The 15,532-nt window shown below is 66.4% G+C and carries 14 protein-coding genes, 1 tRNA gene and 1 pseudogene; 7 read left to right on the top strand and 9 right to left on the bottom strand.

Annotated features, from left to right (window positions below):
- Positions 1-3: 3 nt before the first annotated feature.
- The 3 genes from K1X41_RS14855 to K1X41_RS14845 are packed head-to-tail and all read right to left on the bottom strand — an operon-like array spanning position 4 to position 2,411.
- Positions 4-873, bottom strand: a complete 870-nt coding sequence (locus K1X41_RS14855) for an SDR family NAD(P)-dependent oxidoreductase (protein ID WP_208107901.1) — start codon at positions 871-873, stop codon at positions 4-6.
- A gap of 9 nt (positions 874-882) precedes the next feature.
- Positions 883-1,758, bottom strand: a complete 876-nt coding sequence (locus K1X41_RS14850) for an FAD-binding oxidoreductase (protein WP_220174975.1) — start codon at positions 1,756-1,758, stop codon at positions 883-885.
- Positions 1,755-2,411 (bottom strand): FAD-binding oxidoreductase, encoded by a 657-nt coding sequence (locus K1X41_RS14845; protein ID WP_220174974.1) that lies wholly within the window; start codon positions 2,409-2,411, stop codon positions 1,755-1,757. The genes K1X41_RS14850 and K1X41_RS14845 overlap by 4 nt, the downstream gene beginning before the upstream one ends.
- Positions 2,412-2,706: 295 nt before the next feature.
- Here K1X41_RS14845 and K1X41_RS14840 point away from each other — a divergent pair, with 295 nt between their 5' ends.
- The 4 genes and pseudogenes from K1X41_RS14840 to K1X41_RS14825 all read left to right on the top strand — a co-directional run bounded on the left by K1X41_RS14840 (position 2,707) and on the right by K1X41_RS14825 (position 6,178).
- Complete coding sequence (locus tag K1X41_RS14840) at positions 2,707-3,351, top strand: TetR/AcrR family transcriptional regulator (protein ID WP_220174973.1); 645 nt, start codon at positions 2,707-2,709, stop codon at positions 3,349-3,351.
- Positions 3,348-3,686: pseudogene (locus tag K1X41_RS14835) on the top strand (FAD-dependent oxidoreductase); the annotation flags it as partial. The gene K1X41_RS14840 and the pseudogene K1X41_RS14835, both read left to right, overlap by 4 nt.
- A gap of 232 nt (positions 3,687-3,918) precedes the next feature.
- Positions 3,919-5,004 (top strand): FAD-dependent oxidoreductase, encoded by a 1,086-nt coding sequence (locus K1X41_RS14830; protein ID WP_396426485.1) that lies wholly within the window; start codon positions 3,919-3,921, stop codon positions 5,002-5,004.
- Positions 5,005-5,179: 175 nt separating this feature from the next.
- A complete protein-coding gene (locus tag K1X41_RS14825; protein ID WP_220174972.1) occupies positions 5,180-6,178 on the top strand; it encodes a diacylglycerol/lipid kinase family protein in 999 nt (332 codons plus the stop codon).
- Positions 6,179-6,276: 98 nt separating this feature from the next.
- Here the strand turns inward: K1X41_RS14825 and K1X41_RS14820 are convergent, their stop codons facing one another.
- A complete protein-coding gene (locus K1X41_RS14820; protein WP_133616928.1) occupies positions 6,277-7,233 on the bottom strand; it encodes an alpha/beta hydrolase in 957 nt (318 codons plus the stop codon).
- A 281-nt stretch (positions 7,234-7,514) separates the two neighbouring features.
- On the opposite strand from K1X41_RS14820, the gene K1X41_RS15890 reads away from it, so the two are divergent.
- A complete protein-coding gene (locus tag K1X41_RS15890) occupies positions 7,515-8,369 on the top strand; it encodes a sensor histidine kinase (protein WP_258566578.1) in 855 nt (284 codons plus the stop codon).
- Positions 8,366-9,061 carry a response regulator gene (locus tag K1X41_RS14815; protein WP_258566577.1) on the top strand — a complete coding sequence of 232 codons (696 nt, stop codon included), beginning with the start codon at positions 8,366-8,368 and terminating at the stop codon, positions 9,059-9,061. Before K1X41_RS15890 ends, K1X41_RS14815 begins: the two co-directional genes overlap by 4 nt.
- Positions 9,062-9,279: 218 nt before the next feature.
- Here the strand turns inward: K1X41_RS14815 and K1X41_RS14810 are convergent.
- The 5 genes from K1X41_RS14810 to K1X41_RS14790 form a co-directional block, all read right to left on the bottom strand.
- A tRNA-Gln gene (locus K1X41_RS14810) sits at positions 9,280-9,354 on the bottom strand.
- A gap of 112 nt (positions 9,355-9,466) precedes the next feature.
- On the bottom strand, positions 9,467-9,922 hold the full coding sequence (locus tag K1X41_RS14805) for a hypothetical protein (RefSeq protein ID WP_220174970.1): 456 nt from the start codon (positions 9,920-9,922) through the stop codon (positions 9,467-9,469).
- A gap of 171 nt (positions 9,923-10,093) precedes the next feature.
- Positions 10,094-11,059, bottom strand: coding sequence for a universal stress protein (locus K1X41_RS14800; RefSeq protein ID WP_220174969.1), 966 nt, complete (start codon positions 11,057-11,059; stop codon positions 10,094-10,096).
- Positions 11,056-12,552 carry an amino acid permease gene (locus tag K1X41_RS14795; protein WP_132202654.1) on the bottom strand — a complete coding sequence of 499 codons (1,497 nt, stop codon included), beginning with the start codon at positions 12,550-12,552 and terminating at the stop codon, positions 11,056-11,058. Before K1X41_RS14795 ends, K1X41_RS14800 begins: the two co-directional genes overlap by 4 nt.
- A 187-nt stretch (positions 12,553-12,739) precedes the next feature.
- Positions 12,740-14,353 carry an aminotransferase class I/II-fold pyridoxal phosphate-dependent enzyme gene (locus K1X41_RS14790; protein WP_220174968.1) on the bottom strand — a complete coding sequence of 538 codons (1,614 nt, stop codon included), beginning with the start codon at positions 14,351-14,353 and terminating at the stop codon, positions 12,740-12,742.
- Positions 14,354-14,474: 121 nt separating this feature from the next.
- Between K1X41_RS14790 and K1X41_RS14785 the strand changes: the two genes are divergently transcribed.
- On the top strand, positions 14,475-15,395 hold the full coding sequence (locus K1X41_RS14785) for a LysR family transcriptional regulator (RefSeq protein WP_133616933.1): 921 nt from the start codon (positions 14,475-14,477) through the stop codon (positions 15,393-15,395).
- Positions 15,396-15,532 lie beyond the last annotated feature (137 nt).

The raw sequence follows: 15,532 nt of genomic DNA, 5'->3' as shown, positions 1-15,532 counted from the left end.
TCGCTAACCGCGCCCCACAAACTGATCCATTGAGGAGTACACGCGGAACACCCGCCCGCCTATTGCGTCCCACGCACGCGTCGGCAGCACACCGCGGAAGGCCATCGCGAGCTTCACCGACCACGGCCGCAGCACCATGGGTGTGCCGCGCAGCATCCCTCGCCACGCTGCGCGAACGGCTGTCTGCGGTGTCATGATCGGGGTGAGCAGCGGCCCGCGTGCCCCCGCGAACATTCCAGTCGAAATGTAGCTCGGGCAGAACGTGGTCACGGCGATGTGGCCGTGTCCTTCTCCCCGTAGTTCGAGTCGCAAGGACTCACTCCAGCCGATCATTGCCCACTTTGATGAGGCGTAAACACTCATCCGGGGGTTCGCGAGCGTGCCAGCGGCCGAGGCGATGTTCAGGATCCGCTTGGGCCGCGATCTGTCGGCGATCATCGCGGGCAGCACTTCACGCGCAATCCACATGGGTGCGAGCGCATTGATCCGCATGGTGAGTTCGATATCTGATTCTGGATCGTGCTCCCAGAACAGTGCCCCGCGCACAATTCCAGCGTTGTTGATGAGCACGTCGGGTTCGCCCAGCTCAGCTCTGGTGCGCTGCACCGCCGCACGCACCGCCTCGCGATCCGACACATCCACCACGATCGCCCGCACGTTCGGCGCAGCGCGGCCGCGGACGGCGGCTGGCCCTGATCTGAGTTCTGCGGCGAGCGCCTCAGCGCGCGCCTCGTCGATGTCCCACAGTGCGATCGCGGCGGCCCCTTCTTTGGCGGCCCGCCTGGCATACAGTTCCCCCATGCCGCGTGCGGCACCAGTGATCAGCACGGTGGCGCCGCGCATCACGGGCTGTTCAGTTCGATTCCTTGGCATGCGGGCACACTATCCTTTCGTCGGCGAGCCGGTCAGTTTGCCCGGGTTCATGATCCCGGTCGGGTCGACTTCGGCCCGCATCGCGGTAATCAGGCGCACCCCGAGTGGCCCAACTTCGTCGGGCAGCAGTTCCGCGTGCTCGGTGCCGACGGCGTGGTGGTGCGTAATGGTGGCCCCCTGGGCGAGGATCGCGGCGTTCGCGGCCCGCTTCACCCGCTCGTATTGCGCGATGGGGTCGGCTTCGGCCGCCGCGATGAACGTGAAGTAGAGCGAAGCCCCGTCACGGTACACATGGGATACATGGCCTTGCACCGCACACGGCAGATCCTTCCCGCACGCAAGCGCCTCGCGGATCGCGGTCGCCACTGCCCGGTGGGTGTCGTCAAGCCGGGACCACCTCGCCGCGGTCTCGAGCGTGTCAACACACACGCCAACCGCTAAGAGTTCATCCCGCAACCGTGGAGCGCTGAATCTTCCGGTGTCCCAGGCTGCTGCGGGGATCCCGGTTGTCGGCACACCGCCGTGGCTGCGCAGGATCTTGGCCGCGCGACTGCGACGGCGTCGCACTCGCCCGTCGCTCCCCTCCCACACACCGAGCAGCAGCGCCGGAGCATGGATCCCACGCACCCCAAGCCAGCGCCGGAGCGCGTGTGTGGCGGCGCCGCTCGATTGGGCAAGCGTAAGCTCGGTCTCTTCTTCGTCGCTCAGGCGACAGACTTCGGGGAGATCTCCTCGCTCACCATCTTGGGTGAGGGCTCGCACTGCCTCAGCCCCGGCCGCGAACGACGGGAAGGCCCAGGAACCGTACGCCCGACGGCTGGGACGGGGTCGGATCGCCACGGTCACCTCCGTGATGACTCCGAGTGTGCCCTCACTGCCGATCACGAGCTGGCGCAGATCTGGGCCGGCCGCTGAGGCGGGCCCGCGCCCCCGAGAACAAGCGGTCCACTGGGCGTTTCGATCCGCAGCGCAGTGACCAAATCGGCAATCGCGCCGTATCCCGTTGAGGCTTGCCCAGCAGAGCGGGTGGCCACGTACCCTCCGAGCGTCGCTTGTTGGTGGGACTGCGGCAGGTGCCCGAGCGTGAAACCGCGGGCGGCGAGGGCGCGCTCGAGGGCGGGCCCTCGGATCCCCGCTTCGAACGTCGCCGTGCGGTCGGTCTCGCGCAGCTCGAGGAGGGCGTCGAGCGAGGTCAGGTCGAGCGCGATGACTGCGGCATGTGCACCCCTGAGCGGTGCAACACCGCCGACGACGCTTGTGCCTCCGCCGAACGGCACAACGGCGATGTCATGGGCGACACACGCCGCAAGTATCTGAGGGATCGCGGCCGCGCTTGCCGGGCGCACCACCGCATCTGGCGCCGCGAGTGGCCGGCCCGCGCGTTGCCGGATCAGGTCTGGAGTGTGTTTGCCAGCCGCATGGCGCAGTCGGTCTGTGTGGCGTTGAGACACTGCGTCGTGCCCAGCCGCTCGGGAGAGTGCGTGCAGCGCTGCCTCGCTTAACAGCGGCGTTGGCAGGATCGCCGTTGCCTCGGGCACAGGGAACGACCCGGCGGTAGACGCCGTGGTGGAGTGCGCCGGGCTGGCACTGGCACTGGCATTGGCACTGGCTCCGGCACGGGGAATCGCGTCGGAAAGACGGGGGCTTTCGCAGTGGCAGATCCTGCGTCGGTAGTGTGCTCGGAGCCCGCACCGACGTCGATCCCGAGCCGTTCGTGGAGGACGCGGCGCACGCCTTCAGGCAAGCCGTGTGGGCTCTGCGGCGCCCAGCCCCACCACGGAGACTCGGGCACACTCTCGGTAACGTCGGCGACCATGCGTTACAGTGTGACACATGAGCGCACAACGTAACAGTGTTGCCGTGAGCACCAGCAGCCCCCGTGATGAGGCGATTCTCGCCGCAGTATCGGCAGGCCTGCGCCGCTACGGGCCTCGGAAGCTCACCGCGCAAGACGTCGCAGACCTCGCCGGAGTGTCCCGGATGACGGTGTACCGCGCCATGGGCAGCATGGACAATGCGATCCTGATTGCACTGACCCGAGAGTTCACCGCGGCCGTGGCCACGATCCGCGCGGGGCTGCCTGAGGGAACTGGCGCCGAGCGCCTCGCCGTGTTCCTGGGTGACGGGGCGCGCGCGTTCGTCGCCTCCGAGCTCGTTGCATCCGTACTCGCTCACCAGCCAGAACTGCTTGAGCCATACCTCAGCGGCCGCCTCGGGCGCAGCCAAGAGGTCGTGCTCGCGGCCATCGAAGACCTGCTCGCTGCCGGGCGCTTCGACGGATCTATCACTGATCACGCTCCCAGCGCGCTGACGCTACTCTTGTTGATTCGCGGAGTCGCGCTCGGAGCGCCGCTGTTGCGAGAGAGCGACGACTTCGAGCGTGCGTGCACCGAGCTCAGCGCGCTCGTTGCGGCCTCACTCGGTGTGGGTGCGAACACGGCCGGAGTTGACACCGGAACCGGAACCGGAACGCCATGATTCCCGCGGGCCCTGGTGATCTGAACGCGGCAAGCCGCGCCTCCTCACTTGCCTATCTCGCCGATCACCGCGTTGACGTCCTCGTGATCGGAGGCGGAATCACCGGCACCGGGGTGGCGCTCGACGCGGCAACCCGAGGGCTGAGCGTTGCGCTCTGTGAGGTGGAAGACCTTGCGAGCGGCACGAGCGGCTTCAGTTCCAAACTCGTGCACGGTGGGCTGCGGTACCTGGCCACGGGAGATCTCTCCATGGCTTGGGAATCCGCCGTCGAACGTGCGGCGCTGATGCGCTGGATCGCGCCGCACCTCGTGCGCCCGCGGGCCTTCCTGGTGCCGCGCTTCGCCGCGGCCCCCGGTGACACGGGCCGCGCAGCCGCCTTGAAGTCACGCGCCGAGGGTGCCCTCAGCGAGATGGGGATCCGGATCGCAGATGCACTCCGGGTACTGAGCGGCTTATCGGCCCGCGTGCTCCCCCGACCGCGCAGCGTCGACGCGCACGTCCAGGCTGCTCGCCCCCGCACTCCGCGAGCGTGGCCTCCGCGGCGGCCTCGTCTATTGGGACGGCACCGTGGAAGACGATACTCGGCTTGTGGTCGGACTCGCCCGCACCGCAGCCAGACACGGCGCGCACATTCTGACCGGCTGCCGAGTGCTGCGCGCCACAGCACACGAAGCCATCGTGGATCCGGGCGTGGGAGGTGCGGGAGTCTTCGAGCCCGGGGCCAGCGCCGCCATCGGAGGCAACGTCCAGGACAGATCCAGCGCTGGGCCCGGTTCTGGCACAGAGCTGAGGATCAGAGCGAGCGTCGTCATCAATGCCACAGGCGTGTGGTCAGGCGCATTCGCTCCAGAGCTGCCACTGACTCCGAGCCGCGGCACACACCTCGTGTTCCCTGCCGCGCTCTTCGGGCACCCGCGGGCCGTGCTCACCGCGCCGGTCCCCGGCCATTTCGGACGCTACGTGTTCGTGCTCCCCCAGCCGAACGGGCTCTGCTACCTCGGGCTCACTGATGAGTTAGCCCCCGGCGCTGACGGCTATGGCCCCGAGGTCCCGGAGTCCGACATCGAGTTTCTCCTGAGCACCGCCAACGCTGCGCTCGGCACTCCGCTACGACGCGAAGATGTTCTGAGTGTCTTTGCTGGCCTCCGACCGCTGCTGGGCGCCGGAGCGAACTCGGCTGGCGCCTCCCGCCGACATCTGCTGCAGGATCGGCCAGGCGAACCGATCACGATCACCGGAGGCAAGCTCACGGTCTATCGCCGCATGGCAGAGGACGCCGTTGACGCCGCAGTGCGCCGCCTCGGCGCCGAACCACGGCGAGGGTCGCTGGGCGCGGTGTCCGCGCGCGTCCCGCTCCTTGGAGCGCCTGGCTCAGGCAACTTCGGAACGTTCCAGTGGCCAGAACCCGATCCAGACGGACGCATTGCTGCTCGACTCACCGAGCGCTATGGAACCGAGTGCGCGCGCGTTGGGGCGCTCGCCATGGCAGATCCGGGTCTCGCCGCTGAAATCGTGCCTGGAGCTGGGGTCACCGGTGCTGAAGTGGTCTTCGCGGCACTCGCCGAGGAGCGCGCACCGCGGCTGACGTGCTGGGACGCCGCACGAGGCTGGCGCTCCAGCCCGAGCTCGCAACAGCCGCAGAGCCCATCGTGACATCCCTGCTCGCACGGGCCACCGACCTCTTACAGCACGGCAGCGGCCCAGCGGCGCCTCAGGCTGCGCCCGCAGCCTCCTGTTCACTCCCACCTCATGTCATCCCGGGCGCACCTGAATTCCAGGGAGTGCACCCTCGCCCAGTTCCGCCCTTCAAGAAAGCAACGAAGCTCTCATGACTGACACCCCACAGCCGCACGGCCCCGCGCATGACACTCAGATTTCGGCGCCACAACTGCCGTGGTCTCCGAGTTCGACGATCCGACCGCTGCTCATCGTCAGCCCGGTCTCCGGAGGCGGGCGCGGGCAACGCGCGCTCGCGGGAGTGCGCGCGGCATTCATCAGGAACGGGGTCGAGCCGATCGTGCACCACAGCGCGAGCCTCGCCGACGCAGCCGACCGGGTTCGCCGTGCGGATCGGAGGGCGTTGATCGTCGCGCTCGGCGGCGACGGTCTGCTGGGTGCGGTGGCTGGCGCGGCATCCGAAACTGGTGCGGTACTGTTGCCACTCGCTGGAGGTCGCGGCAATGACACCGTGCGCCGACTTGGTTTAGGGCTCGATCCCGTCGCGACCGTGCAGCATCTCCATGACCTCACCGAGCACCGGATCGACCTGGGCTGGGTCAGGACCCAGGATGACAGTGCCGCGCTCGGGAGGGCTTTCCTCGGCGTGAGCGCAACCGGCTTTGATGGCGTCGCGAACGAACTCGGAAACGGAATCAGGCTCCGGCTGGGGCCGCTGACGTATCTCGCCGGAGGAGCGCTTGCCCTCTTTCGCTTCCACGGCGCGCAGTACACGATCACCGTCGACGGGCGAGTGACGCGCACGCGCGGCTGGTTCGTGACGGTCGCAAATCACGGTCAGTATGGCGGCGGGGTGCAGATCAGCCCGGATTCGCGCGTCACCGACGGAACTCTCGAAGCCGTACAACTCCGCGGTGGCAGTGTAGTGCGCGCCGCACTGGTGCTGCTCGCGGCATATCGCGGGGCGCATCTGGGCATGCGCGGGGTGACTGTGGAAGCCGGTCGGGAGGTCCGGATCGACGCCGATCAGCCGCTGGGCGTCTTCGCCGACGGCGAGCGCGTCGGGAGTGTGCCCGCCACGGTTACGGTGCGACGGGGCGCACTGCGGGTGCTCGCCGGCCCGCGTGCGGCCGCACTGGGGCTCCGATGAACTAAGAAGACTGGCAGCTCCGAGGCTGGTGAAAGGCGTTGAGCTCCCGAGGTATTCCTGTTCTCACGCCCGTGACGGGACAGTGCGTGCGTCCCCCACTAATTGTTGGCGGCTGGAAGATCAGCGAGGAAGGCCTTCGTGGTCGCAACGACCTCGTCACTCTTGGTGTGGTGCAGGTAGTGATCCGCGTCAATTTCGTGCGTCACGGCGAAGTCGACCGAGGCTGCCTGCGCCTCGTGTAGGGCATTCCATGTGGGGAAGTCTGGGTTGGCAGCCTGGTACATGAGCAGCAGCGGCAAATCCTTCGGGAAGGTCGTGCCCTGCGCGGCGGCAAAGTTCTTTCCGAGGTGATTGACTTCGTCAATGTAGGTGGGCGCCATCGTATTGCGCATCGCAAGCACATTCAACCGGTCGATGTCGACCTCGGAGTACGCTGGGTTGCCCTCAAGCGGGTTGCCAGTGAGCCCCGTCACGACGCGCAGAATTCCGAGTCCGCGCAGCGCCGGAGCTGCCTGGATGATCGCCGGGACCTCGTCCATCCCGGGCTGCTCGGGAACGGACGTGTCGATGCCGACGAACGCGGTCACCTCGTCTGGGTAGGTATTCGCGTAGGCGAGACCGTAGATTCCGGTGATTGAGTGACCCATGAGAATGTACTCATCGACGCCGAGGCCTGCGACTGCCTCGTGCACCTCGCTCACGATGTTCTCAGTCGTGCGCGGAGTGTCGGCCTGATCGCTCAGCCCATAGCCGAACGGCTCGACAGCGATCACTCGGTAATCGTCCGCAAGCCCCTCGATCACCGGCGCGAAATCGGCAACGGGTGATGCAGTGCCAGCACCGGGAGTGAGCACGATCGTCTGCGCTCCGTCACCAAACACGGCCACATTCATCTGTTTGCCGTCGACATCCACGAGCTCTCCGTACGGCGTGAGGCCGGCCACCTCCTGGCTCGTCAAGACTGCGTTCGCGATCGAGGTCGTGGCCAGCGTCGCGACGATGAGCGCGGCGACCGTCCCAGCGCTGATAAGCGTGATCTTGAGGGGCTTCTTCACGGTGCGGGGCAACCTATCTGTCGAACGTACACGCCTGATCCTCAATCGTTTCACACGCCCACAATCGCAGCCTGAGAAGGCGTCTGCATGGCCCGCACACAGGCGGCGCCGGGCTGCCGAGTAGCGCTGCGGCGGTGCGGCACCGCAGCGCCGCACCGTGAATCGCTCCCCGCACGGGTCGCGGCTGCGGGTGTGCTGCACACGCGACGCACTGGATCGGCTCGCAACTTCTCAGACCTCGGGCTGATCCAGGAGCGCGCTTCGAAACCTAGACTGGCTCCATGACTTCTCGTCGCCCCAGGTGGCGCTCGCGCGTGTGGCTCATCGCGCTCGCGATCCTCGCCGCAACGTGCCTCGTTCCGCTCACGTTCGGCGTCGAAAGACCGGGCGCGGTGTGGCTGGCGATCTCGCTGTCGCTGTTCTTCGTCGGAGCAGTGATTGCCTGGGCGCTGGTTCAGAGCCGCGCTCAGCGAAGAGTGTTCGAAGACGAGCTCGCTGGCTGGGCCGCTGAACAAGCAACGCAGGCAGAGCGGATCAGAATTGCCCGAGATCTGCACGATCTCGTGTCCCACGGCCTCGGACTCATCACCGTGCGCGCCGCGGTGGCACGCACGATGACCGGACCATCTGGCCCGGCGGAACAGGAAGCCGCTCTCGCTGACATCGAGCACGCAAGCCGCCAGACGACCACGGAGCTTCGACGAATGCTCCACGTGCTGCGCTCGACCGAGGCGGCGCAGTTGCGACCCGCGGATTCGCTTGAAGATCTGCCGGAAATCGTTGCGGCCGCCCAGCGTGCCGGGCTCACCGTTTCCCTCGAGATAGCAGAAATTGGAGAGGTGACCGCGGGTGCCCAGCTCACGGCCTGCGCAGTGATCCGTGAGGCGTTGAACAACACGCTCCGCCACGCCGGTCCGACACGAGCCAGTGTCGAGATTCGCCGCAGCGCTGACATGCTCGTCGTCGCGGTACAGGACCAGGGGCGCGTGCCCGGATGGGAGCCGCAGCCCGGCGCCAGACACGGCCTCGAGGGCGTGCGCGAGCGAGTCGCGGCGCTCGACGGAACAGTGATGAGTGGTGCGACGAGCGAAGGCTGGCTCCTGACCGCCCGAGTTCCGGATCGGATGCCGGCGTGATCGCGAACCACCTCCGACCCGCACGAGCGGAGTCGTCGGCGATCCGTGTCCTGATCGCCGATGACCAACCACTCCTGCGCCACAGTCTCGCACTGCTCGTGCGCGGTGCCACAGATCTCACCGCCGTCGGCGAGGCCGGGAGCGGAAGTGAGGCCATCGCGCTGGCTCGCTCCACGCTGCCAGACGTGATCCTGATGGATATCCGAATGCCCGACGGCGATGGAATCGAGGCCACGGCGGCGATCGCGAGCGAACCAGCGCTTGCCGGCTGCCGGGTGCTCGTGCTGAGCATGTTTGAGCTGGACGAATATGTGTACGGGGCGCTGCGCGCTGGGGCGAGCGGGTTCCTCCTGAAAGACACGCGACCTGAGCAGTTGCTCGACGCGATCCGGCGCACTCACGCAGGAGAATCCATCTTCGCCCCGGCGATCCTGACCCGGCTCGTGGAGCACTACGTGGTGCGGCCCGCCACGACGTCACCTCACGGGCTCGACGTGCTTACAAGTCGCGAGACCGAAGTGCTCACGCTTGTGGCGCGAGGCCTCTCAAATGATGAGATCGCGGCGGCACTCACGATATCCGTCAAGACGGTGAAGACCCACATCGGAAACGTACTCGCCAAGCTGCAGGCCCGAGATCGGGCACAACTCGTGATCGCAGCCTACGAGCAGGGGCTCGTCTCCCCAGCGTAGGTGGGTTCGGAGGTCAGCCCGCGTCATGCCGTCCCACTGCCTCTTGAGGGCCGGAATCGCAGGCGACCGGATTGCTCCTCCTGCCGCGAAGCTGCGTATCCTCGCTGCTCGCGCAACGAGGGGGGGGCTCATCGGCACCTCGCGCAACGAGGGGGCCTCATCGGCTCCTCGCGCTCCCCCACACATGCAAAAACCCCGACCGAAGCCGGGGTTTTCTGTGGCTGGGATACCAGGACTCGAACCTAGAATGACGGTACCAGAAACCGTAGTGTTGCCAATTACACCATATCCCACCGTGTGGATTCGGGCCCTTTCGAGCCCCGCACCAAGAGATTACTTTACCTGTTTGAGTGCCGGAACTCAAAACGGGGTCACAGCGGACGGATCCCGGGCGAGCCGCTCCCCTTAGATGTAGTCGTCCGGGGCGATGAGCCGCAGGCCCGTGTCGTGCAGCACGAACAGTGACCGCACCCGCGGCACTCCAGCGGTTTCTCCGGCGCCGTGCGCGATGCTTCGCGCCCAGCGCAGATCTGTCGCGGTGAAGCGCTCAGGCCCGGGCCGTTCCCACACCCCCACCATGGACGCTGCCTTCGCGACGTCCGAGACCCAGGCGATGCGCTGCAGGAGCACCGCAGCAAACGGCACGCGGCCCATATCGCTCGTCTCGTGGACTTCGTGGGGATTGGCGGGTAGGCCTTCGAATGGGATGATCGGGTCGCGGAGCCGGTGCTCCGCGTCGAACAGGAAGAGCCAGAATTGTTGCCGAACAGCAGGCTGTAAGAGGCCGTTCAGCAGCCATGCCAGTTCCTGGTGGGAGGTGAAGCGCTGCTGTGGGTCATGTGGAGGAAGTGAGTGCGTCATCTCCTCAGACTGACGGCCCCGCGCCCGGAATGGGGCGCGGGGCCGAAGTCTGTGGACAACTGGCGCCTGTGAGCGAAGCGCGACGAGCAACGAGCAACGAGCAACGAGCAACGAGTGAATACCAGAACACCCACCAACGCTCAGCCACCGAACGGGCAGCAGCCCGCGCTGCTAGGTTCCGGAGCGCTGCACCGCCTGCTCTGCGTACTCCTCTGTCGCACGGCGCGGCACCATGACCACCGGCACGGGCGAGTGCCGCAGGATCTTCGCAGCGTGCGAACCCAGCGAAATGCGCGCGAGCGCACCAATGCTGCTGGAACCGACGAGCAGCACGTCAGACTCGCTCCACGGCACCGCACGCAGCGCAGCCGACCAGTCGGCACCTGCACCGAGCGCCACATCGGCAGCGACTGGAGGCGCGGCGAACTGGGAAATCTCGCCGAGGATCGCGTCAGCGCGCGCTCGAATCATCTTCTCCCACGCCGTCACCACCTCCGCCTCAGCGTTGAACCCGATTGCGGCTCCCAGCAGACCGCGCGGCCGCGTGTGGAATGAGGCGATCCGAATCGCAGCGTGGGCCTCAGCCGCAACGGCCGCGGCACCGAGCACGAGCTCAGCCGAGGTCTCGGAGCCGCTGAACGCCGCGGTCACGCGGTCAAGCCGCGCCCCAGGCGCCGCAGTGAAGCCGTGAGGCGCGAGCGCGACAGGAAGCTCGGCACTCTGCAGCAGCCCAACTCCCACGGAGCCGAGGTCGATTCCCTGTTCGCTATGCACGCCGTGCACTGCCGCAGACGGAGCGCTCTCGCTGTCGCCCGCGGACCCGATCACGAGCCGCATGGCGCCCTCTGACTCACAGACCTCGAGCAGCCCGCGGCGGGCACTCGAAGCGGTGCGCACCAGTGTCCGCACGGTGAGGTCAGCCGGCACCACAGCACCCGCCGCCGCAAGTGCGTCCTCGGCACTTGCCGCGAGGAAGCGGCGATACTCACCGTCCACCCCGCCTGGCCCACCTGGCCAGCCGGCCGAGATGACGGCGGCGAGCACAAGGTCCTGCCCGTATGAGCGCGCGAGGAGCGCTCCGAGGTGAACGGCCGCCTCGGAGCAGTGCCCCGGCGCGACGCCGACGACGATACTCATCGGCGCGACTCTTCGTCGGAGATCGCGCCACCGTCAAGTTCGTTCGGGTAGCTGTAGCGGCCCGGGCCCGTGAGCACGATCATGCCGGTATCGATCTGCTTGCCGAGCACTGAGTTCTTGCGTCCGGTGAAGTAGTACCACACCAGCACGAGCGCGGTCCAAATTGCGAACACGATGATCGTGATCGGTCGCAGATCCTTGATGATCCAGAGGCAGCCGATGATTGAGAGGATCGGCACCACCGGGTAGAACGGCACCCGGAACTTCCGCTCCAGATCCGGCTCGCGACGGCGCAGCACCATGACCGCGATCGACACCACGAGGAACGCGGCGAGCGTGCCAATCGAGGTCATCTCGGCGAGGAAGTTGATCGGCAGCACGCCGGCAAGGATCGCAACGATCACCGACACGATGATCGTGTTCGCCACGGGGGTCATGGTGCGCGGGTTGACCTTCTGGAAGATCTTCGGAGCCATGCCATCACGCGACATTGCAAAGAGGATACGGGTCTGACCGTAGAGCACCACGAGGGTGACGCTGAAGATCGAGATCACTGCACCGGCAGCCACGACAGTTCCGGGCCAGGTAGCTCCGACGATGTTTTCGAGGATCGCGGAGAGACCGGCGCTCTGGCCTTCGAACTCGCCGGCTTCCTGTGCGCCGAGCGCGGTGACAGCCACCAGCACGTACACCGCGGTCACAATGATCAGCGCTGAGATAAGCGCAATCGGCAGGTTGCGGCGTGGGTTCTTCGCCTCATCACCCGCGGTTGCGACGGCGTCAAGTCCGACGAAAGAGAAGAAGATAATTCCGGCACCGGTCATGATCCCGGTAAAGCCAAATGGCGCGAAGTTCGCGAAGTGATCCGCATTCCAGCCGGTGATGCCCACTGCGACGAAGAACAGCAGCACAGCGATCTTAATCAGCACCATGATCGTGTTCGCGACAACTGACTCGGAGGTGCCACGGATCAACAGCAGGCAGCAGAGCGCGATCAAGAGCACAGCAGGCAAATTGATGATCCCGCCCTCCTCAGGAGCGTAGAGCAGCGCGTGCGGCAGCTCCCACCCGAAGAGGTTGGTGACAAGCTGGTTCACATACTGGGACCACCCGACCGCCACTGCCGCAGTCGACACCCCGTATTCGAGCAGCAGACAGGCCGCAACTCCCATTGCGGGCAGCTCCCCCAGCGTGCTGTAGGCGTAGGAATAGGAGGATCCGGACACCGGGACGCTGCTCGCGAGCTCGGCATAGCAGAGCACCGAAAGGCCGGCGACGAGGCCGGCGATCACGAAGGACCACAGCACGGCTGGGCCAGCGATCGGCACTGCCTCCGAGAGGATGAAGAAGATACCGGTGCCGATAGTGCCACCGACGCCGATCATCGTCAGCGGGAACAGGCCGATGCTCCGTTTGAGCTGACTTCCCGATTCACCACCGTCTCGCGGAACTGGTTTCACTCGGAAGAGCTGCTGTCGCAGAGAGCTCGTCATGTCAGTCTTTCTCCAGACTTCGTTGTCTCGTGGGCCACACGGCCGCACTCGTCAATCACACCAACCGCGACTCGGTCAGTGGTGATCCGGCAGCTGCCGGATCGTGCGGGATCTAGCATCTCATTGCTTGATCACCGCCGCGCACAGATCCGGAAAATTCCCGTGCCCGCACGCGAAACTCACGTGTCTACGCCTCGGGGCCCTGCGGGTCCCGGATCACCCGGAATTGCGTGACTCCGGCATCAAGCGCCCCGCGGACGTACCCCGTGGGTGATGCTGCAACGGCCTGCAAGAATCCGACTGCCTCGGGCGTAATTTCCTCTCCGGGCATGACGTTCGGGATCCCTGGCGGGTACGCGGCGAGTGTGTCGGCGGAGACTCGTCCGATCGCTGCCTCCGCCGACACCAGCTCAGTGTCGCCGAAGAAGCCATCACGCGGGGTGAGGCGACGCGCACCGGGAACGGGCATCGGAGGAAAAGCCTCGGTCGCAGCGTTCGACGCACGCTCGGCAGCCGCGGCATCCGATTCCACGACAGCATCGAGTGCAGCGTATACCGCGTCAACGTCCGGGGTCTTCCCGGCGCCGATGACGGCAACGAGCGTGGTGGCGGTCGCCATTTCGAAGAACAGCGCGTGATCCTCGATCAGGCGGTTGCGCAGCCAGTGCGCGCTCACTCCCACCGCCGAGACATCGATCGGGACCCGGAGCAGGTCCGTTTCGACGATATCGGGGAAACGATCGAAGTGATCGCTCACCACGTCGAAGCGGGGATCCGCACGCAGGATCTCGCGGAAACGCTGCGCAACTTCAACGGAATGTCCGATCGCTTCCTCGCCTGTCGCGAGAGCCGAACGTGCAATGTCGAGCGAGGCACGCATGATGGAGCTCGTGGACGTTGAGGAGGTCATTGACAGCGCCCGCTCGACGAAGGGTTCGAGCTGTGCGGCGAGTGGCCCGTGGCCCAAGTGCAGCATTGCTGACTGCGTCAATGATCCGGCGAGCTTGTGCGTGCTGGAAATGACGAGATCCGCACCGAGTCGCGCGGGTGACTCGGGCAGTTCCGGGTGGAACCCGAAGTGGGGGCCCCATGCGCCGTCGACGATCAGCGGTGCACCATGCGCGTGGGCGACATCCGCAAGCCCGCGTACGTCTGAGACCGAGCCGAAGTAACTCGGTGAAATAACGTAGACCGCTGCCGCGGCACGTCCCTCGGCTGCCGCGAGCGTGAGCGCCTCATCGAGCGCTGCAGGCGAGACACCGTGTGCCATGCCGTGCGCGGCATCCACCGTCGGAAACACGTAGGAGGGGGTGATCCCCGCGAGCAACACGCCGTCGCTGAAACTCGAGTGCGCACTCCGCTGCGCCAGGAGGTGCTCTCCGAGCCCGCGCGCTGCGAGCGCGGCGGTGCGGTTCGCCTGGGAGGCCCCGTTGGTCAGAAACCACGTGCGTTTTGCGCCCCACGCATCAGCGGCAAGTGCGAGCGCGGCGTCAAGCGGGGATTCGGATTCGAGATCGATCCCTTCGAGCAGCATGGGAACGTCGAGTTGGAGTGTGCGCTCACCGAGGAAGCCTGCAAGCTTCGTGCTCAGTCCGAGGTCGCTCCCCCCGTGGCCCGGCACCATCAGGTGGACGGGATTGCGCTGGATGTAGCGCTCCAGCGCGTCGGCGTACGGCGTCACCTGATGACGACGCAGTCGCTCAGCCCGCGAGGCGGCGGGAACGGTGGCGCCAGCAGCAGGTGCGATGGAATCGGTGGCGGTGTGCGCAACTACAGTGGGCGCGGCATCGGCGTAGAGCATCCCTCCATGCTGCGTGTTCGAGGCGCTGATCAGAATCCCGAACTTCCTCTTGCGTCACATACTATCTATATGACGCCGTCCACTTTGGGCGCTGCTGCCACGATATGGAATAGGTGACTCCGTGATCGATTTGCGCCAACTGCAGGCACTCCGCGCCGTGCACCGGACGGGGTCGGTCACCCAAGCGGCGCGCAGCCTCGGGTGGAGTCAGCCGACCGTCGATTACCACCTCAGAAACCTCGACGCGCTGGTCGGCGGCCCACTGCTCGAGCGCAGCACACGCGGGAGCACACTCACTCCCGTCGGCCACCTCCTGCTCGATCGCGCGCAAGAGATCTTGACCCTCAGTGAACGGGCGCTCCGAGACGCACATGAATTCACCCACATGGGACACGCACGACTGCGCTTCGGCACATTCCCCACCGCGGCAGCCAGGCTCTTGCCCGCGATCGCCGAGCAACTTGCCGATCTGAGCATTGAGCTCGACGCGGTCTTGGAGGAGGTAGCGCCGCTTGTTACCGACGTCAATCGGCGCGAGCTCGACGCGGCGCTTGTGTACACCGTGCCCGGCCGCGAACTCCCCTTCCGGTCAGATGTCATTACCACCGAAGTGCTGCGCGATCCTCTGCTCCTCGCGCTCCCCGAGGGGCACCCGCTCGCGACCCGCGCTTCGATCAGCCTCGATACACTCCTCACGCTGCACTCAGAGCGCTGGTTGCTTGGTGCCACGCAGAACGACCCCATGGACGCCGTGGTGGTCGACGCCTTCGCGGACGCCGGGCACACGCTCGAGGTTGCGATCCGAACCGATGATTTTCAGGTGATGCTCGGCATGATCGCAGCGCGCATGGTCATTGGCCTTGTCGCGAAATTGGCCGCGGGCCCGAGTCATCCCGGTGTCGTACTGCTCCCGATCGAAGATCCTGCGTTCGCCCGTTCGGTGCTTCTCGCCGCCCCTGCGGACGGCGTAAGCGGGCAGCCCTCCACGGCGGTGCGCCAACTCGCGGTCGCGATCCGGCACGCCGTCGCGGGGCTGGACTAGACCAATACGCTGATGCACATCCCCACGCTGCCCCGCCGGCGCTTGATGCGGCACGTCTCCGTGTGTGGTTCGGGGACGAACCACACGAGATCACGCAGTATGGGAGCGCACCGGTTCACGCCGGACCGGCTGGCACC

It is taken from the genome of Leucobacter luti (genome assembly GCF_019464495.1).
Lineage (GTDB): Bacteria > Actinomycetota > Actinomycetes > Actinomycetales > Microbacteriaceae > Leucobacter > Leucobacter luti_A.
The sequence above is the reverse complement of the archived record's forward strand: the minus strand, read 5'-3'. Positions and strand labels throughout refer to the sequence as shown.